At 70.8% G+C, this 21,581-nt stretch carries 17 protein-coding genes; 9 read left to right on the top strand and 8 right to left on the bottom strand.

Annotated features, from left to right (window positions below):
• Nucleotides 1-503: 503 nt before the first annotated feature.
• Both AMO33_RS20900 and AMO33_RS20895 read left to right on the top strand, forming a co-directional pair.
• Nucleotides 504-2,942 carry a transglycosylase domain-containing protein gene (locus AMO33_RS20900; protein ID WP_011212091.1) on the top strand — a complete coding sequence of 813 codons (2,439 nt, stop codon included), beginning with the start codon at nt 504-506 and terminating at the stop codon, nt 2,940-2,942.
• 73 nt (nt 2,943-3,015) lie between these two features.
• Entirely contained in the window at nt 3,016-4,743 is a 1,728-nt protein-coding gene (locus AMO33_RS20895) for a glycosyltransferase family 87 protein (RefSeq protein WP_373862117.1), read from the top strand.
• A 33-nt stretch (nt 4,744-4,776) separates the two neighbouring features.
• Here AMO33_RS20895 and AMO33_RS20890 read toward each other — a convergent pair whose 3' ends face one another.
• Nucleotides 4,777-6,294, bottom strand: a complete 1,518-nt coding sequence (locus AMO33_RS20890) for a TerD family protein (protein WP_060593967.1) — start codon at nt 6,292-6,294, stop codon at nt 4,777-4,779.
• Nucleotides 6,295-6,321: 27 nt separating this feature from the next.
• On the bottom strand, nt 6,322-7,650 hold the full coding sequence (locus tag AMO33_RS20885) for a TerD family protein (RefSeq protein WP_060593966.1): 1,329 nt from the start codon (nt 7,648-7,650) through the stop codon (nt 6,322-6,324).
• 185 nt (nt 7,651-7,835) lie between these two features.
• Here AMO33_RS20885 and AMO33_RS20880 point away from each other — a divergent pair, with 185 nt between their 5' ends.
• The 3 genes from AMO33_RS20880 to AMO33_RS20870 are packed head-to-tail and all read left to right on the top strand — an operon-like array spanning nt 7,836 to nt 9,940.
• Nucleotides 7,836-8,459, top strand: coding sequence for an AIM24 family protein (locus AMO33_RS20880; protein WP_041560504.1), 624 nt, complete (start codon nt 7,836-7,838; stop codon nt 8,457-8,459).
• 11 nt (nt 8,460-8,470) lie between these two features.
• Entirely contained in the window at nt 8,471-9,169 is a 699-nt protein-coding gene (locus tag AMO33_RS20875; RefSeq protein ID WP_011212096.1) for an AIM24 family protein, read from the top strand.
• Nucleotides 9,170-9,172: 3 nt separating this feature from the next.
• Nucleotides 9,173-9,940 (top strand): AIM24 family protein, encoded by a 768-nt coding sequence (locus AMO33_RS20870; protein WP_011212097.1) that lies wholly within the window; start codon nt 9,173-9,175, stop codon nt 9,938-9,940.
• Nucleotides 9,941-9,943: 3 nt separating this feature from the next.
• Here AMO33_RS20870 and AMO33_RS20865 read toward each other — a convergent pair whose 3' ends face one another.
• The 4 genes from AMO33_RS20865 to AMO33_RS20850 are packed head-to-tail and all read right to left on the bottom strand — an operon-like array spanning nt 9,944 to nt 15,966.
• Nucleotides 9,944-10,786, bottom strand: coding sequence for an HAD family hydrolase (locus AMO33_RS20865; RefSeq protein WP_060595070.1), 843 nt, complete (start codon nt 10,784-10,786; stop codon nt 9,944-9,946).
• An 8-nt stretch (nt 10,787-10,794) separates the two neighbouring features.
• Nucleotides 10,795-13,527 (bottom strand): phosphoribosyltransferase, encoded by a 2,733-nt coding sequence (locus AMO33_RS30565; protein ID WP_076573738.1) that lies wholly within the window; start codon nt 13,525-13,527, stop codon nt 10,795-10,797.
• Complete coding sequence (locus AMO33_RS20855; protein WP_081433260.1) at nt 13,524-14,735, bottom strand: HpcH/HpaI aldolase/citrate lyase family protein; 1,212 nt, start codon at nt 14,733-14,735, stop codon at nt 13,524-13,526. Before AMO33_RS20855 ends, AMO33_RS30565 begins: the two co-directional genes overlap by 4 nt.
• 13 nt (nt 14,736-14,748) lie before the next feature.
• Nucleotides 14,749-15,966, bottom strand: coding sequence for a hypothetical protein (locus tag AMO33_RS20850; protein ID WP_076573735.1), 1,218 nt, complete (start codon nt 15,964-15,966; stop codon nt 14,749-14,751).
• A 144-nt stretch (nt 15,967-16,110) separates the two neighbouring features.
• Here AMO33_RS20850 and AMO33_RS20845 point away from each other — a divergent pair, with 144 nt between their 5' ends.
• Together AMO33_RS20845 and AMO33_RS20840 are read left to right on the top strand one after the other, a co-directional pair.
• On the top strand, nt 16,111-16,686 hold the full coding sequence (locus AMO33_RS20845; RefSeq protein ID WP_011212102.1) for a TerD family protein: 576 nt from the start codon (nt 16,111-16,113) through the stop codon (nt 16,684-16,686).
• 162 nt (nt 16,687-16,848) lie between these two features.
• Entirely contained in the window at nt 16,849-17,970 is a 1,122-nt protein-coding gene (locus tag AMO33_RS20840; protein WP_011212103.1) for a DUF475 domain-containing protein, read from the top strand.
• Between the two features lie 76 nt (nt 17,971-18,046).
• Here AMO33_RS20840 and AMO33_RS20835 read toward each other — a convergent pair whose 3' ends face one another.
• Nucleotides 18,047-19,009, bottom strand: coding sequence for a DUF389 domain-containing protein (locus AMO33_RS20835; protein WP_060593964.1), 963 nt, complete (start codon nt 19,007-19,009; stop codon nt 18,047-18,049).
• A 51-nt stretch (nt 19,010-19,060) separates the two neighbouring features.
• Nucleotides 19,061-20,440, bottom strand: a complete 1,380-nt coding sequence (locus AMO33_RS20830; RefSeq protein ID WP_060593963.1) for a glycosyltransferase 87 family protein — start codon at nt 20,438-20,440, stop codon at nt 19,061-19,063.
• Nucleotides 20,441-20,613: 173 nt separating this feature from the next.
• Here AMO33_RS20830 and rpsF point away from each other — a divergent pair, with 173 nt between their 5' ends.
• The gene (gene rpsF, locus AMO33_RS20825) at nt 20,614-20,901 is read left to right on the top strand and encodes a 30S ribosomal protein S6 (protein ID WP_011212106.1); all 288 of its coding nucleotides are present in this window, start codon (nt 20,614-20,616) and stop codon (nt 20,899-20,901) included.
• Nucleotides 20,902-21,039: 138 nt separating this feature from the next.
• Nucleotides 21,040-21,576, top strand: coding sequence for a single-stranded DNA-binding protein (locus AMO33_RS20820; RefSeq protein ID WP_011212107.1), 537 nt, complete (start codon nt 21,040-21,042; stop codon nt 21,574-21,576).
• Nucleotides 21,577-21,581 lie beyond the last annotated feature (5 nt).

The raw sequence follows: 21,581 nt of genomic DNA, 5'->3' as shown, positions 1-21,581 counted from the left end.
TCGGGTGACCCGCGGCGCCCGCGCACCCGCGGCGCGGTGCCCACCACGGCACCGACCACGCTTGACCGATACGAGTTATGGAGATCTTGTCAGTGAATTCGCCTTACGAGACTTCCCCCTACGGCGATGAACCGCGCGGTGGCCGTGCTCAGCGAAGTTCACATCCGGATCCGAACCCGTATCCCCCGCGGCAGGCTCCGCCGCCCGGATTCCGGCCGCAGCCGGGCGGTCCACCGCCCGGTGCGCCGCGCCCCGGTCCGAACGGCGCGCCGCCGCGTGGCGGGCAGCCGCCGTTCCGCCCCGGCCCGCCCCCGCAGGGTGGCCGCCCGCCGCAGGGCAGGCCACCCCAGGGCAGGCCGCCGCAGGGTGCGCCCGCGCCCGGCCGGCCCGCGCCGCCCACCGGCGCACCCGGCGGCGCGGCAGGCGCGACCCAACGCATCCAGCGCCCGAACCAGACACCCGCGGCGACCCCGGCAGCACGGCCGGGGTCGCTGGGTGAAGCGGTGGCCCGCCGCGGCGGCGCGGCGACCGGACCCAAGCCCGCCACGGCGCGCAGCGCGACCGGCCCGCGCCCGGCCGTCGACGGCGCGCGCCGGGCCGGTGGCGCCACCACCGGCGAGCGCCGCGCCGCGTCCGGGCCACCGTCCGGCCCACCGCCGCGCCGCGGGGGCGGCAGCGGCGGCTCGGGCGGGTCCGGCGGCGGTCGCGGACCCGGTCAGGGCAGGCGGATGCCGTGGCGCACCATCCGGCGGGTGATGTACGTGCTCACCGCGCTGGCGATCATGGTGCCCAGCGCGGTGTTCCTCATCGCCTACACCACCGTGTCGGTGCCCCAGCCCGGCGACCTGAAGACCAATCAGGTGGCCACCATCTACGCCCAGGACGGCTCCACCGTCATCAGCAAGGTGGTGCCGCCGCAGGGCAACCGCACCGAGGTCACCATCGACCAGATCCCGCCGCACGTGCGCAACGCCGTGATCGCGGCCGAGGACCGGGATTTCTATACCAACCCCGGCTTCTCCATCTCCGGCTTCGCCCGCGCGGCCCGCGACAACGTCCTGGGCAAGGAGAGCGCGGGCGGTGGCTCCACGATCACCCAGCAGTACGTGAAGAACGCGCTGGTCGGCGACGAACGCTCGCTGACGAGGAAGATGCGCGAGCTGGTGATCTCGGCGAAGATGGCCAGGCAGTGGAGCAAGGACGAGATCCTGGCCGCCTACCTCAACACCATCTACTTCGGGCGCGGCGCCTATGGCATCGACGCCGCCGCCAAGGCGTACTTCGGCAAGCCGGTCCAGGAACTGACCGTGGCCGAGGGCGCCGTGCTGGCGGCCACCATCCAGCTGCCCTCGTTGCTGGACCCGGAGAAGAATCCCGACGGTGCCAAGTCGCGCTGGAACTACGTGCTCGACGGCATGGTCAGCGGCGGCAACCTGTCCGCGGCCGAGCGCCAGAACATGCAGTATCCCCAGGTGGTGTCGCTGGCGGCGAACCAGGACAACGAGCTCGATTCCGGTCCCGAGGGCCTGATCAAGACCCGCGTCCTGGAGGAACTCTCTGCCGCTGGCATCAGCGAGCAGCAGCTCAACACCGCGGGCCTGCAGATCACCACGACCATCGACCCGCAGGCGCAGCAGGCCGCGGTCGAGGCCGCCACCGCCAAGATGCAGGGCGAGCCCGAGCAGTTGCGCACCGCGGTGGTGTCGATCGATCCGCGCACGGGCGCGGTGCGCGCGTACTACGGCGGCACCGACGGCCAGGGCTACGACTTCGCCAACGCGCCGCTGCAGACCGGTTCCTCGTTCAAGGTGATCGGCCTGGCCGCCAACCTCGAGCAGGGCATTCCGCTCTCGCAGATGTACGACAGCTCGCCGCTGACCGTGCACGGCATCAAGATCACCAACGTCGAGGGCGAGTCCTGCGGTATGTGCACCATCGCCGAGGCGCTCAAGCGGTCGCTGAACACCAGCTTCTACCGCATGCAGCTGGACATGCAGAACGGGCCGCAGAAGATCGCCGAGATGGGACACCGGCTCGGCATCCCCGAGGAACTGCCCGGCGTCGGCAAGACGCTGTCCGAGCCGGACGGCTCCGGCCCCAACAACGGCATCGTGCTCGGTCAGTACCAGGCCCGCCCGCTGGACATGGCCTCGGCCTATGCCACCTTGGCCGCCTCGGGCGTCTACCACCAGCCGCACTTCGTGCAGAAGGTCGTCACCGCCGACGGACAGGTGTTGCTCGATCGCGGCGAGGTGCCGGGCGAGCAGCGTGTCTCGGCGGCCGTGGCGGACAACGTCACCGCCGCGATGAAGCCGATCGCCGCCTACTCCCGCAACCACGGCCTGGCCGGTGGCCGCGAGTCGGCCGCCAAGACCGGTACCGCGCAGTTGCTGGACACCGGTGAGAACAAGGACGCGTGGATGGTCGGCTACACGCCGTCGCTGTCCACCGCGGTGTGGGTCGGCAGCGTCGACAACTCGCCGCTGCGCAACTACGCGGGCGCGATGATCTACGGCTCCAGCCTGCCCTCGGACATCTGGAAGGCCACGATGGACGGTGCCCTGGCCGGCACGCCCAACGAGACCTTCCCCAAGCCCGCCCCGATCAAGGGCCAGGCGGGCGTGCCCGAGTGGACGGCGCCGTACACCCCGCCGTCGACCACGGAAGCCCCGCTGCTGCCCCCGGTGGTGATCACCCCCACCCAGGTGGAGATCCTGCCCGGTATCACCATCCCGGTGCCCGGTGTGCAGCCCGCGCCGCAGCAGACCCAGCAGCAGCGTCCGCAACAGAACTCCGAGTCCGGCCCGCTGCCCGGCCAGCCGGTCGCGCCGACCGGCGGCGCGTCACCGGGCGGTGGCAACGGCAACGGCAACGGCGGGGGTGGCGGTAACGCCGACGACGAGGAGGGCAGCGACAGCCCGCAACCCACGCGAAGCCGCTGACCCACCCGCGGGCGGACCGGTTGGTCGCGGGTGATCCGCGGGTGCGGACGCCGGGCCGGTAGCCTCGGTGGGCGTGACCGATCAGCAGGTGGTGGACGAGCGCGGGGGTGCGCGGTCGGTCGGGGAGGCGGCGGTGCCCGCTCGGCTCGCGGCGCCGGGGCCCGTGGCGGCGGATCTCCGATCGGCCGATGCCAGGGATCGGCCGAGTCGCACCGATTCCTTGACCGCGCAGGCCAGTACGGTCATCGGGGGCCCGGTTGGCGATCACGCCCTGATCGGCCGGGTGCGGTTCTGGACGCCGTTGCGCGTGCTGTTCGCCTTCACGGTGATCTTCCTGGCGCTCGGGTGGGCCACCAAGGCGGGCTGTATCCAACAAACCGAAGCGGCCGACGGATCGCTCACCCTCGACTGGCACGACGGCCGCCAATACGTGGCCATGTGCTACTCCGACACGGTGCCGCTGTACGGAGCCGAACGGCTCGACGAGGGCGCCTTCCCGTACAAGAAGTCGTGGGTGGAGCAGACCCCCGACGGCGGCACCGAGGTCAGGTACATGGAGTACCCGGTGCTGTCCGGGCTGTACCAGTACCTTGCCATGCAGGTCGCCAAGACCTGGGACGCGCTGCCGCTGCCCGGCGCGCTGCAGGTCGTGATCTATTTCAACGTGGTCGCGGTCGGACTGGCGATGGCCTGGCTGGTCACCGTGTGGGCGTCGGCGCTGCTGGCGGGCCGGCGGGTGTGGGACGCCGCGCTGGTGGCCTGTTCACCGCTGGTGATCGTGCACGCGTTCACCAATTTCGACGCACTGGCAACGGCTTTCGCGGCCACCGGCCTGCTGGCCTGGGCGCGGCGCAGGCCCCTGCTGGCCGGGGTGCTGCTCGGGCTCGGCGGTGCGGCGAAACTGTATCCGCTGCTGCTGCTCGGCCCGATCCTGGTGCTCTGCCTGCGCGCGGACCCGATGCAGCGGCTGCCGCGGCCGCGCCGGGTGACGACCCTGGCCGACCTCGACGGACCGGCCGCCGTGCTGGACTGGCTGCGGGACATCCCCTACCGGGTGCGCTTCCTGAGCCTGCGCCCGCTCGGCGCCGCGGCGGTGACGGTGGCGGGCGCGCTGGCCACCTGGGTGGTGGTGAACCTGCCCATCGCCGCGCTGTTCCCGCAGGGCTGGCGGGAGTTCTTCCGGCTCAACACCACCCGCCACGCCGACCCGGATTCGATCTACAACGTCATCACGTCGTTCACCGGCTGGACCGGATTCGACGGCCCGCTGCGGCACGGCGAGGCGCCCACCGTGCTCAACGCGGTGTCGCTGGCGTTGTTCGTGCTAGCCTGCGGGGCGATTGCGTGGCTCGCGCTCACCGCGCCGCGCCGCCCGCGGCTGGCGCAGCTGTGCTTCCTGGTGGTGGCCGCCTTCCTGCTGACCAACAAGGTGTGGAGCCCGCAGTACTCGCTGTGGCTGGTGCCGCTGGCGGTGCTGGCGCTGCCGCACCGGCGGATCCTGCTGGCCTGGATGACGATCGACGCGCTGGTGTGGGTGCCGCGCATGTACTACTACCTGGGCACCGGCAGCAAGGGCCTGCCCGAGCAGTGGTTCACAGGCACCGTCGTGCTGCGCGACCTCGCGGTGATCGGGCTGTGCGCACTGATCGTGCGCCAGATCTTCCGTCCGGACGAGGATCTGGTGCGCCGCGACGGCGCCGACGACCCGGTGGGCGGGGTCCTCGACCACGCACCCGATCCCCTGCTGCCCTGGCTGCCCACCTGGCTGCGACCGCGCGATGCTCCCGCCCGCACTCCGTGAGCGGCGGCCCGCACCGCGTGCGGGGGCTCGGCGCTACTCCGACCTGAGCAGTCGTGCCGCCCGCTGCGGGTCGCGCGGCAGCAGGTCGAGTTCGAGCTGCCAGGCACTGCCGGTCCACGGGTCGAACAGCGGGGTGTCCGCGACAGTCGGCAGGTGCCGCGCCGCCTGGGCGAGCGCGGCGACCGCGTCGTCGGGCGAACCGGATTCGTCGCTGCCGACGATCACGATGGACAGCCCGATCAGGTCGCCGCGCAGAGTGAGCGCGGTGATGCGCTGGGCGTCGGCGGAGCGGTACCCGTGCGGGAAATCGGCGGCGAGCAGCACCCGATGCTCGGGCGGCGCGGTGTAATCGCCGGCCTGATACGCCATTTCGGCGAGTTCGGCGGCCTCGACCAACGCCTGTAGCCGGGCCGAGATGGCGCCGTGGTCGGTGATCGGCGGGCCGTCGAGCACCGGCGCGAGCGGGGCGAGCAGGCCGGTGAACGCGCCGGTGAGATCGATGACGTCCACCCGCGTGCGCCGGTGCGGGTCGGCGGCCAGCAGTCGGGCGAGTAGCGCGCCGATCACGGGCACCACCGCCGCGGACACCTCGGTGTCGATCCACAGCGGCCGGGTCAGCGGGACGGGCACGCAGTACGGGATGCGCAGCGCGCCGCGGTCCGGTGCGTACAGCTCGCCGAGCCGGATACCGTCGGCGGGCACCGGCGGCCGCTCCCAGGACGGCGACTTCCACGACGCGAGCGCCGGCGGCAGGTGCCGGTCGGCGTCGGCGAGCTCGCGCATCAGCTGCTCGCTGTCGCGGCGGTGATCGGCTTCCGCGGCGGCGATCAGCTCGTCGCAGCGGCGCTGGGCGGCCTGCCTGGCATCGGCGGCCGCCGGGGTGTTGCGCACGGCCGGGTCCGATACCGCGGCCGAGAGCTCGTCGTCGAGCCGTTTGGCGGCGTAGTCGCGGGCGGCGACCAGGGCGGCGGCCGAGCGGGCGGCGTCCTCGAAGATCATCCACAGCCGTTCGAGTCCGTAGCCGACCTCGACCGTCCGCCCGCCGTCGCCGGTGTCGGCACGGCTCGGCGCGGGCTGCGGCTCGTCGACCTCGACGCCGTGCGCGGGCAGCAGCGCGGCCAGCCCGCCCGCGTAACCCTGCCCGACGGCCCGCACCTTCCAGTCCGCACCGCGCCGGTAGATCTCGAAGCAGATCAGCGCGGTCTCACCGGCGCCGGGCTCGATCGCGAATTCCACGGCCTCGGCGTCGTCCCCGGTCAACCTCGCCCGCACCGCGCCCAGTGCCCGGCCCGGTTCCTCGCCGCTCACCACCAGCAGCACCGCGGTGGCGCCGGGCCGCAGGCCGGCCGGCGTCACGCCGATCTCCGCGCCCGCCAATGCCACTCCGGCCGTCCCCGGCTGGTTGTAGAAGACGACGTCGGCGCTGCCTGCGACGCGCAGGTCCGCACCGACCACCAGCGCGCACAGTTCGAGCGGCACCCCGGCCTCGGCGCGGAAGCGCAGCACCGGTGCGTGCACGGCGATGTTCTGTCCGGCCCGGAGTCGAACCATGCTGTCGCGCCCCCTCGTTCGCCGCGCTCAGAGAAAGCGGCCGAGCTGCGGGATGGCCTCGCCGGGATGTTTGGCCTGGAAGCCCTCGCCGAGTGCCTGCAGCTTCCACTCACCACCCGCGCGGAACACTTTCGCCATCGCCATGGCCGTGAACGGCATCCCGCCCGCCAGGGTGTAGCGGGCCAGCTCGGCGTTGTTGGCGCCGTCGACCAGGCGGCAGAAGGCGTTGCGCACCTGCTCGAAGGTGTGCCCCTTGTAGGAGGTGACGATGAACAGCAGCGTCGTGATGTGCGCGGGAATCCGGGTGAGGTCGACCAGGATCACCTCGTCGTCGCCCTCGCCCTCGCCGGTGAGGTTGTCGCCCTGGTGCCGCACCGAGCCGTCCTTGGACGACAGCTGTCCGTAGTAGGCGAAATCCGCCGGGTTGGCGTCGGCGAACAGGATCACCGAGGCGTCCAGGTCGATGTCCACGGTGCGGTTGCCGAACATGCCGCGGGTCTGCACCGGGTCCCAGCCCAAGCCCATCTTGACGAAGGTGAGCGCGGCGCCGCCTTCCTTGCGCAGCGTGACCCGCTGGCCCTTCTGCAGGCTGACCGGCCGGTCCTTGCTGAGGCTGACCTCGCCCTGCGTGCTCGGCTGGGCGGCGCCGGGCGGCGGGGGATAGCCGCCCGCACCCGGCGGCGGGTAGGCGCCGGCCGCGGCGGGCGGCATCTGCTGGGTCGGCGGCGGATACCCGCCGGGCACCTGCTGGGTGGGCGGGTAGGCGGGCGCGGCCTGCTGGGTGGGCGGCGGGTAGGCGGGCGCCGTCGGCTGGACAGGCGGCGCGGGCTGCTGGGCGGCGGCGGACGACGAGTCGTCCACGTTCACACCGTGATCGGTGACCAGCGCCGCGAACCCGCCCGCGTATCCCTGGCCGACCGCGCGCACCTTCCAGGCACCCTGGCGGCGGTAGAGCTCCAGCGCGATGACGATCGACTCCCGGTCGAGCCCGTCGATGCGGTACTCGTAGAGCCGGGCGCCCGCGGCGTCGGACACGATCGCGGTCGGCGGGGCGAACCGGCCGAAGCTCGCCGACGGATCGTCGAGGGTGATCACGGCGCGGATCTGATCGATGTCGGCGGGTACCGCGTTCAGCGAGACCGCCAGCGAGGCGGCCTGCCCGGCGGGCCCCGGCACCAGTTGCACGCCCGGCCCGGACGGCTGGTTGTAGAAGACGAAGTCGGCGTCGGAGCGGACCTTGCCCCGCTCGGTCACCAACAAGGCGGACAGATCCGCCGGTGCGGTCAACTGCACGGAGATCACCACATCGGCGGTGTTCAGCGGACCGTTCTGCCCCTTGGCGAGTGTTGCGGACAAGGTCGACCCTTCGCTCGTCGGTGCGTTCGGTTGCCACTCTACGAGAAAGCGCGCGGCCGCGGACGGCACCGAAGTTCCCGCACGACAGGGCACCCGGCGCCGCATCGGTTACTGTGACGACACGCAGAGGGCATGCGGGTGAGCGGATGCCCTCCTCCCGGACCAGACAGCAGGCAAACCACCCCATGGCGCAACTGTTCGAACACTCGAAAAAGGTGATCGAGGCCCACCTCGCCGGTACCAGCATCCGCGCGATCTCCGGGTCGATGGTCGCCTACGAAGGCAACGTGCAATTCAAGGCGGCCGGCTTCGGCGGCGGCGACGGCGTCCTCGCCGGACTCAAGCGCCGGGCGACCGGCGAGAAACTCTCGCTGATGGAGTGCTCGGGCAACGGCCGGGTGTTCTTCGCCGTCAACGGCCAACACGTCACCGTCGTCGACCTCAACGGCGAGACGCTCCAGGTCGAATCGCAGCAGTTGCTGGCCTTCGCCGGAAACCTGCGCACCGACGTGCGGTTCGCCGGTCTCGGCGGCGCGTCCTCGGGCGCGGGCCTGTTCACCACCACGGTGACCGGCCAGGGCCAGGTGGCGCTGCTGTCGGCGGGCGGGCCGCTCATCCACCTCGAGGTGTCCCCGCAGTACCCGCTGGTGGTCGACCCGGACGCGTTCGTCGCCGCCCAGGGCAACGTCAGCCAGTCCTTCGTCACCGACGTGTCCTGGCGGACCTTCACCGGTTCGGATGCCGGCGAGGCCTTCTCGCTGCGCTGGGACGGGCAGGGCGTCGTGCTGATCCAGCCGGCGGAACGGTAAGGGGCAGCGGAATGTTCGAGAAGGTCAACGGCAAGGTCGTCAAGGTGAACGTCGGCGCGGCGGGCGGCGTGGTCGCGCGCACCGGCGCGATGCTGTTCTACACCGGGGCCGTCTCCTTCGCCCCGCACCAGATCCCCGGGGCACAGGGAATGGGCGGCGGCGGTGGCCTCATGCGCATGGCGGGCCGGATGATGGCCGGTGAGCACGAGCGCACCATGCTGGCGCGGGGCACCGGCGAGGTGCACTACGGCTTCGCCGGTCTCGAGGTGCACGTGGTGCAGATCCAGCCGGGCGCGACGCTGCGGGTGGAAGCCTCCCGGCTGCTGGCGAACACGGCGGGATTGCAGTCCTCGATCGTGTCGGTGATGAGTTCCGGCGGCGGTGGTGGCGGCGGCGGTCTCATGGGTGCGCTGCGCGGCGCCGCCAGTGGTGCGCTCACCGGCCAGGGCATGTTCACCACCCAGTTGTCCGGGCACGGCGCGGCGGTGCTGCTCGCGCACGGCGGGTTCCTCGAACTGCAGGTGGGCGGGCCGCATCCGGTGGTCGTCGACCCGCAGGCGTTCGTGGCCGCCTACGGCAACGTGAACACCGAGTTGAAGACCGCGCTGAGCTGGCGCGACGCCGTCGGCAAGGGGTCCGGTGAGGCGATGCAGCTGCAGTGCACCGGGCAGGGCGTGGTCTACGTGCAGGCCTCCGAAGAGAAGTTGTGAGTCATGGCCCAGATCCTGAACCCGATGAATCTCGGTGAGAGCGACAACATCCCGGGAAACAGCTACGCCTACTGCATCGACCTGAACCGGCCCTGGTTCATGCGCAAGGGCGCGATGATCGCCTACTACGGGCAGATCAATTTCCAGCCGCTCACCCACGGCCTGCAGGGCGGCCTGCTGCACATGGTCTCGCAGCAGTTCTCCGCGCCGCTGTTCACCGGCGACTACGTCGTCGCCGAGGGCCACGGCAAGCTGGTGATCGGCGACCGCGGCTACGACATCAACTCCTACGATCTCGACGAGGGCAACCTCACCATCCGCGCCGCGAACCTGCTCGCCTTCGAGCCGGGGCTGTCGCTGAACCAGTCGATCGTGCCCGGCTTCCTCACCCTCATCGGCACCGGCAAGTTCCTGGCCTCCTCCAACGGCCCGGTGATGTTCGCCGAACCGCCGCTGCGGGTGGACCCGGAGGCGCTGGTCGGCTGGGCCGACTGCCCGTCGCCGAGCCACCACTACGACGAGGGCTGGATCTCGAACTTCCTGGCCGCGGGCGCCGCCCGGTTCGGCGTGAACTCCGGTGAGGAGCGGCAGTTCGATTTCACCGGCGCGGGCACGGTGCTCATCCAGTCCAGCGAGAAGGTGATGAGCGACTCCATGCTGGTCCGCACCATCGAGGGCCAGCTGCAGAGCGGGATCACCGTCGGCGGGCTGCAGCGCCTGCAGGCCACCATCGCCGCCCAACTCGGGCAACAGCAGCAGCAGGGCTGGTAGCCGTCAGGCGGCGGGCCGGGCCGCCTCGATGAACCAGTCGACGATCTCCTCACCGGCGAGGATGCCGCTGGCCTTGGTGACGGTGAGGTTGGGGCTGGTCCAGTTGAGCTGCTCCAGTTCGCCGTGCCGGGGCCGGATGGCGCGGTCGGCGGCGCGCAGCATCTCCGCGTCCAGCGCGCCGTCACCGGCGGCGAGCGTGCGCGCGGTGTCGGCGAGTTCGCCCGCCGCGAGCATCCGGTTACGCACTTCGGCGACGGCGACGCTCTTGCACACCGCCTGCGGCATCGTGTAGATCTTGCGGCCCTGCTGGGAGGCGGTCCAGCCGCGGTCCCGGCACCACCGGTCCCATTCGGCCAGGAAATCCGCGGGGACGGCCTTCGGTTTCACCACCAGGTAGCAGAACAGGTGGTCGGCGATGCGGAACTTGCTCACCCAGCTGTCGTCGATGCGCCTGCGCAGTTCGGCGCTCACCTCCGACAGGGTGGCACCACCGGCACGGACCTTGGCGTCGATGTCGATGCGCCAGCGCATGTCCGGGACGCCGTCGACCAGAATGTTGCCGCCGTTGCTGGTGACGGCGTACCGCCACGGCGCGCCCGGCAACTGGATCCTGGTGAACTGCTTGATGGTTCGGGTGGTCGTGGGGATCACCGCGGCGGGTTCGGTGAGCCGCTGCATGCGCAGCGCGGCGGCGGTGGTCATGAACGACAGGGGAGCGCCCTCGAGGTGTTCCACGCATACGGTGGGCACCTCGGCGGTGGTGCTGAACGCGTTGCGCGAGTAGATCATCGTCCGGTCCAGGTCGGTGGCGACGAGCGCCTGGAGCCGGGGTCTTCGCTGGAACATCGCCACGCTCACCGCACTTCCTTGATCAATCCCATACACGAATACGCCAGATCGGGCACGACTTCCACCGGAACGCCGCGGGCGGCCGCGAGCATCCTGATGTGCGCGTGCTCGGGGGCGTCGGCCTCGCGGACCAGCACCCGCCACGGCACCCGGCGCAGCAGCACCCGCGTCGTCTCGCCGACGCCGGGTTTGACGAAATTGACGCTGCCGATGCCGTATTCGGCGCGCACCTGCTCCACCGAGGCCCACCCCGACCAGGTCGGCGTCCGGTCACCGCCGCGCACCTTCGCCAGTTCGGCGGGCACGCGCGGACGGACGGTGTCGAAGGCCGCGGCCACCGTGTCCAGCAGGCGACCGGACACGTCCTCGTCCGCCAGCTGCCGGTAAAACTTGGCACCGTGGAAATCGCGCGGCCCGATCAGCGTGTCGTTGAGCACCGTGCGCGACACCAGGCCGGAGACCGTGGAATTCAGGCAGGCGGAGGCGATCAGGAAGTCGTCGCGGGTGCCGTAGGTCCGCACGCAGCAACCGGGGTCGGCCAGCACCGCCAGGTCGTCGTCGAAGCGGGCACCGCCCGCGGCGTGGTAGTCGGCCAGCGCCGCGGACAACTCCCTGGCGATGGCGCCCTTCCCGGTCCAGCCGTCGACGAACACCACCGCGGCCGGATCGTGGTGGGCGGCGAGGTAGTCCAGCGCCACCGCGTCGATGCCGCGATCGCGCACGATGGACACCGCGTAGTGCGGCACGTCCAGCGCCGGGGCACCGCTGTGATCCCGCGCTGCCAGCCAGCGCTTCATCAGGATGCCGATCGGCGTGCCCGCCCGCGCCAACGACACCAGCGTCACGTCCGGGCCACGCTCGGCGACGACCAGTTCGGCCACCGTCGCCACGGCCAGCGCCAGCCGCTCGGCACTGTCGGCGAGCACCTTCTCGAACAGCTCCCGGTACTCGGCATCGGGCTGGTATTCGATCGGCAGCGTCTCCGCGTAGTGGGCGACGCCGGCCTGGATCCGCCGCTCCCGCTCGGCCACATCGGCCTCGAGGTCCACGTCGGAGAGATCCTTGAGCAGCCAGGACACCTCGCCGGGGGCGTACGAGCCGAACTCGGGACCGTGCAGCGGACGGGGGAAGGATCGGTCCGGGCGGCGGCCGTGCGGTGCGATCGGTTGGTCGGCGGTGTGGTCGGTGGCGGTGCCCTCGGGGATAGTCCGCTCGACGGCAGCCCCCTCGGCGATGCGCTCGGCGGCAGCACCCTCGGCGGCGGCCCGCTCGGCGTGCAATGTGCGGGGATCCGCACCGGGCACGACCGCGACCAGCACATCCGCGCCCGAGGCGGTGAGTACGTCCACCACGCCGCCGGGGGACACGAGTTCCGGGGTGTCGGCGGGCTGATCGACGACCATGACCAGAATCGGGTCCAGCGCCGACCCGACCGCGATCGAATGATGCCGGCGTCCAACGCCGCCGGCGCTCGCCTGCGCCGCTGCCGGATCGGAGCCGCCGTGGCGGACAGCGTATTCGGCGGCCGTCCCTTCGGCACCCTCCGCCGTGCTCAGCGCCGCCAAGCCCCCGTCGTAGTCGGTGAACCAGTGGGCGTTGTACAGGTAGCGCGGCTCGGCCTGCCCGGGTTCGGGTGCGTGGAAACGGAATCCGCGGCGCAGCGGGTAGCCGGGTTCGTCCACCACGTAGGCAGGGGAGCGGGTCGTCGTCTGGAAGCGCGTGGGAACGCCCGCGCCGGCCAACGATTCGGCCAGCCGCAACGGCAGGTACATCAGTTCCTCGTGACCGAGCACGACGACCGGGCGGCCGGGCGCGGCGACCTCCAGCCGCGCGCGCAGCGCCTTGCCCGCGGCGGCGACGGCTGCCTCGAACGCCGGTGTGTCGGCACGCAGGAACCCGTGCCGCCCACCCTCGGGCACCGAGTCCGGCCAGGGCAGTTCGATCCGGTCGAGCGATCCGCGCTGCGCGGCGACCGGGTTCAACGCGGGCTCGGGCAGCGCCTGAACCGCGTCGATCAAATCGTCGGGCAGCACGGTCGCTCCGGCTGCCAGGCAGACGGTGTCGATGCGCGCCCCCAGTTCCCGGGCGGCCGCCGCGAACCGTGCCCGGTCGGCATCGGTGCGCATGTCCACCAGGGATGCGAGAATGTAGTGCGAGCGCGGCGCGAACGCGTGCAGCGCGCGCACCGCGTCGAGTGCCGTCGCACCGGTGGAGATCTCGTCGTCGACCAGCACGAGCGGCAGATCGTCGGCGAAGATGCTCGCGGGCACCGGCTGCAACTGATGCGAGGTGGCGTGCGAGTGCCCCTCTTCGAACCCGGTCAGGGTTTCGACCGACGGCACGTCGCGGCGGGTGGAGTGCAGGTAGCAAGCGGCCCCGATCCTGGCGGCCACGATGTGTCCGAGGCCGGTGGCGGTCTCGGCGAAACCGAGCACGAGCGCCGGGGTTCCGGCGCGGCGCGGTCCGTTCGCGCCGGCCTGCTCCGCGGCGGACGTGCCCGCCAGCGCCGCCAGCACGAGATCACCCAGCCGGTCGCCGGCCGCCAGCACCACCCGCGGATCGGTGGGCAGATGTTTGCCCAACACGGTGGACACGAGCAGGTGCGCCCGCTTCGGGTTGCGCCGCAATCCGGGCTGCACCAGCGCCTCGACGGACAACTCGGGTGCGACGGTCCCCGCCGCACCGTCCCGATGACGCAACGCGAGCCCGAGCGTGCGGGTCGCCCACGGCGTGCTCATACCTTCACCAACGCCGTCAGCAGATCCACGAAGGACACTCCCTTGTTCGCCACCCCGAACACCCTGGCCCGCAGCATGGTCTGCCCGGCCCAGCTGCGATGCGGGCGCATCTCGTTCATCTTGTTGCGGTACTCCGAGGCCGCCACCCCGCCGACGTCGGCCTGCAGGATGTCCAGCGCGTCGGAGTACTCCTCGTGCGTCACCACCGACAGTGCGTGCACCGCGGCCACGTGCGAGGGATGGATGACGGTCTTGCCCTGGATGCCGTTGGCACGGTCCAGGGTGATCTCGCGCAGCAACCCGTCCAGATCCCGGCTCACCAGGTACTGGCGGAACTTCACCGCGTCGGACTCCTCGAACGGCGCCGTGCGCAGCAGCGGGCGGAACATCCGCTCGTGGTCGGCGAAGTACTCCCACACCGGCCCGGTGATGACGAACCCGGTCCCGTCGGCGCGGCCGAGGTAGTTGACGATGTCGGCGATGACGTCGGCCACCACCCGCACGTCGTAGATGGTCAGGTCGCGGTCGCGGCGGATGCCGAAGGTCGAGCACATGTCGGTGGCGCCCACGCGCACCGCGAGCACCCGCTCGCGATGCTCGGCGAGCATCGCCGCGATCTGGGTCAGTTCGCCGTCCCGGGTCTGCCGATGCACCAGGGCGGCCGACTCCAGCACCGGCATCCCGTACACCGGCCTGGCCAGCCGCTCGCCCACCGCCGCCAGCGCGTCCAGGTATTTCTGCCCCGAGGCGCTGTCGAACTTCGGGAAGACGAAGCCGGTCAGCACCGCGACGCCGGGGCCGAGCTGATCGACCAGTTCCCCGATGGTGTCGGCGTCACGCACCCGCACGAACAGCAGGGGTGCGGGATCCTCGTCGGCGGCGAGCTCGTCGAGCGCCGCGACGGCGCGGCGCTTGGCCGTCTCCACCTCGTGGTCGGCGACGGCGTCCTCGAGATCGATCACCATCGAGCACACCCCGCGCTCGGCCCGCCTGCGGATCGTGTCCGCCAGGTCCGCCCTGGTCGCGGGCGCGTAGAGGGTGGCCCCGAGCGCGATCGCCAGCAACTCGCGATCGGCCCGGTCGCCGAACGGCTCCGGCTGCCGGTGGAACAGATGTCTGAGGTCGGGTCCGTGCAGCTGCCGGAAGTGGCGCAACGGCAGTCGCTTCCGCAGGGAGACTTCCTGTCGGAGGGCGACGGGAGCGGTCATCGATGCTCCGTTCTCATGGTCGTCGTGGTCCTGATTGCTTTCTCATTCGATCCACCACACCGGCTATGAATTCGGTGACGGCATCCAGTTCCGTCACATAGGCCCAGTAGTCGGGGTGCCGCCCCGACAGTGTTTCGCTGATCCGATCGATGCGTTCGGCCTGCGCGTCCAGCACAGAGCCCCATTCGCCGACGAGTCCCCGGCTGACCGCGAGCATCTGGGCGTCCCGCAGCCGGAATCGTACGGCCTTGGCCTTGTCGGCGGGGTCGTCACGTACCGATCGCAGCAGGGCGAGGCGTTTGGTCACCGCGTCTATCCGCTGCTCGGCCTCGGCGAGGCTGCCCCGCGCACTGGAGGTCAAATCAAGGGCTGTCTCCGGGTCGTTCTCGCGCGATGCCGTGCGCGCCCTGGCCAGGGCGTCGGCGGCGGCATCCATCGCTGCCTGACTTTCACGCTCATTGTTCGCCAGATCCGCCGAACTCGCAGCATTGAACTCCCGGAGCAACGCCGAAAAGGCAGGCCCGAGGCCCTCGGCTCGGGTGCGCACGGCGGCCAGCCTGGTGTTCGCCGAGGCGAGCGCGTTCTCGGCGGCGGCGGCCCGAGAAGGGGCCTGCGCCAAGGCATCTGCCAATTCCTTGGCGGCCGCCTCCAGCCGGTTGGCCGCGGCCCTCACCCGGCTCGCCTGGGCACCGGGATCCAGGGCATCCAGTGTGAGCAGCGCCTCATCCACCGCGGCCGCGCGTTGCCGCACCGAGGGGTAGCCGGCGTACGCCGACTCGGCCGCCTCCCGCCGCACCGCCGCCGCGGCCACCTTCACCTGATGCGCCAGCTGCGGCACGGTACGCAGCAGCGCCACCGCCTGCTCGAGCTCGGCCTGCCTGCCGCGATAGAACCCGTCCACCGCCGCCGCCGCGTCGGCCAACTGCCTGGTCACCGCCTCGGCGCGGGCCTGGCCCTGCGGTGGCTGGGCGCCGGTCCGCTCCGCGTTCTCCAGTTCCTCCGACAACGCCAGATAGGCTTCGGCCGCCGCGTAGCACCGCGCCCGCACCGGCTCCCAGGCCGCACCGTGCCGCTGCTGCGGGAACATCTCCTCGGCCGCGTGCACGGCGGCCTCGGCCGCGCTCTGCCTGCGATCCATGTCGAGGAACGCCTGCGCGAGGCGGCCTCGGACCTGCTGGATCCACTCGGTGTTCCCCGAGGACCGGAACCATCCCCGCCTGCGCCCTGCCACGCCCCGATGGTAGGAGATCGCGCTGTTCGCCGGTGGTTACCACAGTTCCTACGCAAGTTTCCCGAAACCTACTACTGTCGTATGGCGTACCCGGCGATTCGGACATGCTGGGACCACAGACGGACTAATGAAAGGGATTCCCGCATGGGTGTCAGTTTGTCCAAGGGCGGCAACGTTTCGCTGACCAAGGCGGCGCCTAACCTGACTGCTGTTTCCGTCGGCCTGGGGTGGGATGTTCGAACCACCACCGGAACCGACTTCGACCTGGATGCCAGCGCGATCGCGACCGGTGCGGACAAGAAGGTGCTGTCCGACCAGCACTTCGTGTTCTTCAACAACCTGCGCTCGCCCGAGGGCGCCATCGAGCACGCGGGTGACAACCGCACCGGTGAGGGCGAAGGCGACGACGAGGTCATCAACGTCGACCTGGCCAACACCCCGCCGACCATCGAGTCCATCTTCTTCCCGGTCTCGATCTACGACGCCGACACCCGCCAGCAGTCGTTCGGCCAGGTCCGCAACGCCTACATCCGCGTCGTCGACCGCAGCAACGGCGAGGAGCTCGCGCGCTACGACCTCACCGAAGACGCCTCCACCGAGACCGCGATGGTCTTCGGCGAGCTGTACCGCAACGGCGCCGAGTGGAAGTTCCGCGCCATCGGCCAGGGCTACGCGTCCGGCCTGGCGGGCATCGCCCGTGACTACGGCGTGAACGTCTGACGAACACGCGTACGGTGGAGGGGGCTCGCAGCGACGAGCCCCCTCTTCCTGTGATCCGATGACCGTCGGCGGCGGCCATCGCATCGTTGGACATCCGCCGGTTCAGCGGCCACGCTGGAAACCAAGCACGCCGATCCATCTCCATTCACGAAAGGTCCCCGCGTGGTCCTGCGCATCTTCGGCCTCTCCGGCCTCGTCACCGTGGCGTCACTGGTCGTGGCGTTCCTCTACGGCGGCCCCACCGCGCTGTTCCTCTGCGCGATCCTCGGCATCCTGGAAGTCTCGTTGTCGTTCGACAACGCCGTCATCAACGCCACCGTCCTGCGGCGGATGAGCGAGTTCTGGCAGAAGATCTTCCTCACCATCGGCATCCTCATCGCCGTGTTCGGCATGCGCCTGGTGTTCCCGCTCGCCATCGTGTGGGTCACCGCGGGCCTGAACCCGGTCGATGCGCTCGACCTGGCGCTCAACCCGCCCGCCGGTGACGCTCCCTACTTCCCCGACGGCAGCCCCAGCTACGAGACCCTGCTGACCGACGCCCACCCGCAGATCGCGGCGTTCGGCGGCATGTTCCTGGCGATGCTGTTCCTGAACTTCATCTTCGAAGACCGCGAGATCACCTGGCTGAGCTGGCTGGAGCGCCCGCTGGCCCGCGCGGGCAAGCTGGACATGCTCGCCGTCGTCGTCTCCGGCGTCGGCCTGGTGCTCACCGCCGAATTCCTCGCCCCCGACGACAAGCGCGCCACCGTGCTCATGGCCGGCCTGCTCGGCATGATCATCTACATCGCCGTCGACGGCCTCGGCTCGATGTTCCACACCGAGGAACTCGAAGAGGAAGCCGAGAAGAGCGGCCCCTCCGACCTGGCCAAGGCCACCGGTAAGGCGGGCTTCTTCCTGTTCCTCTACCTGGAGGTCCTCGACGCCTCGTTCTCCTTCGACGGCGTCATCGGCGCGTTCGCCATCACCTCCGACCCGATCCTCATCGCGCTGGGCCTCGGCCTGATCGGCGCCATGTTCGTCCGGTCCATCACCGTGTACCTGGTGCGCAAGGGCACGCTCTCGGAGTACGTCTACCTCGAGCACGGCGCGCACTGGGCCATCGGCGCCCTGGCCGCGATCCTGCTCGTCTCCATCGGCGTGCACATCAACGAGATCATCACCGGCCTCGTCGGCGTCGCCTTCATCGGCGCGGCCTTCATCAGCAGCGTCCTGCGCAACCGCCGCGAGGGCGGCGACGAGGCGGGCGAGGTGGAGAACGAGCGCACCGTCACCCCGGTGGGCTGAGCCCGAGCGAAATCCGGCCCGACGAAACGGCCCCCTTCCGAACGGGAGGGGGCCGTTTCGCTGATCACCGACCGCGCTAGAGCATCCGGTACGGCAGGTGCAGCGCCTTGGCGCGGCGGATGGTGATCCGCGTCCACACCGCCTGCTGTAGCGCCAGCGTCGCCCAACCGGCCAGCGCCATGCCCGACAGGTTCACCAGCAGCTGCGCCAGGCTGCCCCAGACCGCCTCGCTCACGCCGAACGCCGCGCCGAGCGCGATGTTGCCGGCGGCGGGCACCGTAGTCACCGAGATGAACACACCGGTCAGGCCGCTGGCCTTGGCCGAGGTCAGCGCCAGCACCCCGGCCGCGGCCGCCACCACCGCGACGATGAACGACCAGCGGTCCGGGGTGTAGATGAACGCCGTGCTCGGGCGCGGGCCGGTCACGTCACCCTCGGTGATCCAGCCAAGGGCTCTGGCCAGCAACGCCAGCGCCAAGGTCACCAGGATGGCGACCGTGAACCCGGCGACCAGCGTGCGCAGGGCCAGCCGCAGCAGCACGTACCTCCGACGGACCAGTGCGACGCCGAGCGCGGCGATGGCGCCGAACTCCGGGCCGAGCACCATCGCGCCGATCACCAGGATCTGGGAATCGTGCACGATCGCGATCGCGGCGATGATCGTGGCCAGCGTCATGAAGCTCAGGTAGGTCCAGTTCAGCTCGGACTCCTCGTAGGAGCGCTGCGCCACCTCGGCCCACACCACCGAGTCGGCGCTGCTGCCCGGGGTGCGCACCTCGGCCTCGAAACCGCTGCGCGACATCCACGTCCGGACCTGGTCGAGTTCGATACTGCCCTGCTTGTGCACCCCCAGGGCGCGCAACCGCTCGACCACGTCGTTGCCCGCCTCCCGCGCCACTTCGGCGAAGATCATGTCGCCGGGCGGTTTCAGCGCGGCGCCGCGCATCAAGGCCAGACCGCTCACGGCCGGATCCTCGTTCAACACCGAGAGCACCCCGTCGGTCAGCGCGGCGGGTGAGAGAACCCGTAACTGAAGCATCGGTTCAGTCTGCCGTGCGCCCGTGACCACCGCGCGGCACGACGCGAAACATCAGGCGGCCGAGACGAGTTCGGGCGACCGCGCCGACGGCCGCGTCGGCGTGCCGCGCGGGGCCGCCCGCACGAACAGGAAGAACAACGGCACCAGCAGCAGCGCGCGCCCCCACACGCCGAACTGCACCACCACCTCGGCCCATTCGCTCGGCTCGCCCGCACCGAGCAGATAGAAGTAGCGGAACACCCCGACGCCGATCGCGATGTCGGCGCACAGATACGCCACCACCAGCGGCCACGGCACCGCGAGCAGCACGAAGAACGGGATCAGCCACAGTGTGTACTGCGGCGAGTGCACCTTGTGGAAAACCAGGAAGCCGCACAGCATCGCCGCACTCACCCCCACCCACGGGTACACCTCGCCCGCGGCGTATCGCCGCCAGCCCAGCCATGCCGCCACCGCGAAAGTGGCGGCGACCAGCAGCGGCGAGGCCAGCGCCACACCGTCCTGCCACGCCTGCCCGGTCTCGGCGAACCGCCCGAACAGCAGGTGATGCCCCCAGTACCAGATGGAGTTGGTGGTGATGTCGGCCTGACGTCGCTGCTGGAAGGTGATCGAGGCGCGCCACCCCTCGTACCCGGCCACCGCGAACGGCAGGTTCACCAGCACCACCGTCGCCACCGCCGCGCCCGCGGTCAGCGCGGCGCCGCGCACATCCCAGCCGGACTCCGCGCGCTCGCGCGGCCCGGCCTTTCCGCGGGTGAGCACCAGCAGGACCAGGGGCAGCACGAAGATCCCCGGATACAGCTTCAGGCAGAACCCGAGGCCGAGCAGCACCGCCGCGACAATGCCCCGGGTGCGCAGCGAATATTGCGTCAGCGCGGTCATCACGTACACCGCCGCGACCGCGGTGCACACCACCGGCAGTTCCCAGTTGTGGAAGGCGTAGAGCACCAGCGGCGGCCCGGCCGCCCACAGCAGCGCGGCCCGGCCCGCCAGCCGGGCCAGCATCCACGCGGTCAACAGCGCGAACGGCGCGAGCAGCAGCGCCGAATGCCACAGGAAGGCGGCGTCGTCGTGGGCACCGATCGCGCCCAGCCACATCAACAGTCCGCTGAGCACCGGATACTCCACCGCGCCGCCGGTCAGCCAGCCGTCGGCGGTGATCCCGCCGTCGATGTAGGGGAACACGTGCCGATCGATGTCGCGGCCGAGCCACAGGTACTGGATGTCGGAGTAGCAGACCTCGGCGTCCTTGACGATGTCGAAGGCGACGCTGCGACCGTCCTCGTAGAACGGCGCGCCCGCGCATCGTGCCTTGTTCAGGTAGGCCGGCACCAGGGTCAGGCCGCACAGCAGCAGCACCACGGCGGTCATCGCGGTGCGCCGGATCACGCGGCCGGCGGGCAACTCGCTGACAGCGGTTCCGGTCGGCATGTCGACCACCCTAGGCGGAGCCGGGGCGGGCCGCCGGGCCCAGCGGCGCCGGTCACGGGGCGATTTCGCTGCTCAGGACCCCCTCATGTAGCCTTGTCGGGTTGCTGACGCAACGACCCTCCTGCCACGGACCGTCCGTGGCCGTTTCCTAGTCCACAGGAGGTGATTGGTCCGTGCGTCATTACGAAGTGATGGTCATCCTCGATCCGAGCCTGGACGAGCGCACCGTTGGTCCGTCCCTGGAGAACATGCTCGGCGTCGTGAAGACCGAGGGCGGCAAGATCGACAAGGTCGACATCTGGGGCCGCCGCCGTCTCGCCTACGAGATCCGCAAGCAGGCCGAGGGCATCTACGCCGTCATCGATCTCACCGCGTCGCCCGCGACCGTGAACGAGCTCGACCGCCAGCTGGGCCTCAACGAATCGGTGCTGCGCACCAAGGTTCTGCGCCACGACAAGTAGGCCGCGACCGGGTTGTTCGCATGTCGCTCGTGCGCGTCGGTGCCTGACTCTAGGCTCTAGCGCAAACACCGCGAGTGCGTCCCGCGAACAGTCCGGGCAGCCTCGACCGGGCACTGCACACCGAGCAGGAGGAACCACATGGCAGGCGACACGGTCATCACCGTCATCGGAAACCTGACGGCCGACCCCGAATTGCGTTTCACGCCCGCGGGACAGGCGGTCGCGAACTTCACCGTCGCGTCCACGCCCCGCGTGTTCGACCGGAACACCAACGAGTGGAAAGACGGCGAAGCGCTCTTCCTGCGCTGCAACATCTGGCGTGAAGCAGCGGAGAACGTCGCCGAAAGCCTGACCCGAGGCGCTCGCGTCATCGTGAGCGGACGGCTCAAGCAGCGCTCCTACGAAACCCGCGAGGGTGAGAAGCGCACGGTCGTCGAACTCGAGGTCGACGAGGTGGGTCCCTCGCTGCGCTACGCCACCGCGAAGGTCAACAAGGCCAGCCGCGGCGGTGGGGGCGGCGGCGGTTTCGGTGGCGGCGGCGGGGGCGGCTACGCGTCCGACCGGTCCGGTGGCGGTGGCAGTCGTTCCGGCGCGGCCGAGGACGACCCGTGGGGCAGCGCGCCCGCGGCCGGCTCCTTCGGGGGCGGCCGCATGGATGACGAACCGCCGTTCTGAGACGG

The organism is Nocardia farcinica, from assembly GCF_001182745.1.
Classification (GTDB): Bacteria; Actinomycetota; Actinomycetes; order Mycobacteriales; family Mycobacteriaceae; genus Nocardia; species Nocardia farcinica.
The sequence above is the reverse complement of the archived record's forward strand: the minus strand, read 5'-3'. Positions and strand labels throughout refer to the sequence as shown.

Bases quoted from the DNA above. Each gene is read 5' to 3' on its own strand.
- AMO33_RS20880 (WP_041560504.1), top strand. From the start codon at position 7,836: ATGGCGCAACTGTTCGAACACTCGAAAAAGGTGATCGAGGCCCACCTC.
- AMO33_RS20855 (WP_081433260.1), bottom strand. From the start codon at position 14,735: ATGACCGCTCCCGTCGCCCTCCGACAGGAAGTCTCCCTGCGGAAGCGA.
- AMO33_RS20820 (WP_011212107.1), top strand. From the start codon at position 21,040: ATGGCAGGCGACACGGTCATCACCGTCATCGGAAACCTGACGGCCGAC.
- AMO33_RS20845 (WP_011212102.1), top strand. From the start codon at position 16,111: ATGGGTGTCAGTTTGTCCAAGGGCGGCAACGTTTCGCTGACCAAGGCG.
- AMO33_RS30565 (WP_076573738.1), bottom strand. From the start codon at position 13,527: ATGAGCACGCCGTGGGCGACCCGCACGCTCGGGCTCGCGTTGCGTCAT.
- AMO33_RS20835 (WP_060593964.1), bottom strand. From the start codon at position 19,009: ATGCTTCAGTTACGGGTTCTCTCACCCGCCGCGCTGACCGACGGGGTG.
- AMO33_RS20890 (WP_060593967.1), bottom strand. From the start codon at position 6,294: ATGGTTCGACTCCGGGCCGGACAGAACATCGCCGTGCACGCACCGGTG.
- AMO33_RS20865 (WP_060595070.1), bottom strand. From the start codon at position 10,786: ATGTTCCAGCGAAGACCCCGGCTCCAGGCGCTCGTCGCCACCGACCTG.
- AMO33_RS20870 (WP_011212097.1), top strand. From the start codon at position 9,173: ATGGCCCAGATCCTGAACCCGATGAATCTCGGTGAGAGCGACAACATC.
- AMO33_RS20875 (WP_011212096.1), top strand. From the start codon at position 8,471: ATGTTCGAGAAGGTCAACGGCAAGGTCGTCAAGGTGAACGTCGGCGCG.
- AMO33_RS20830 (WP_060593963.1), bottom strand. From the start codon at position 20,440: ATGCCGACCGGAACCGCTGTCAGCGAGTTGCCCGCCGGCCGCGTGATC.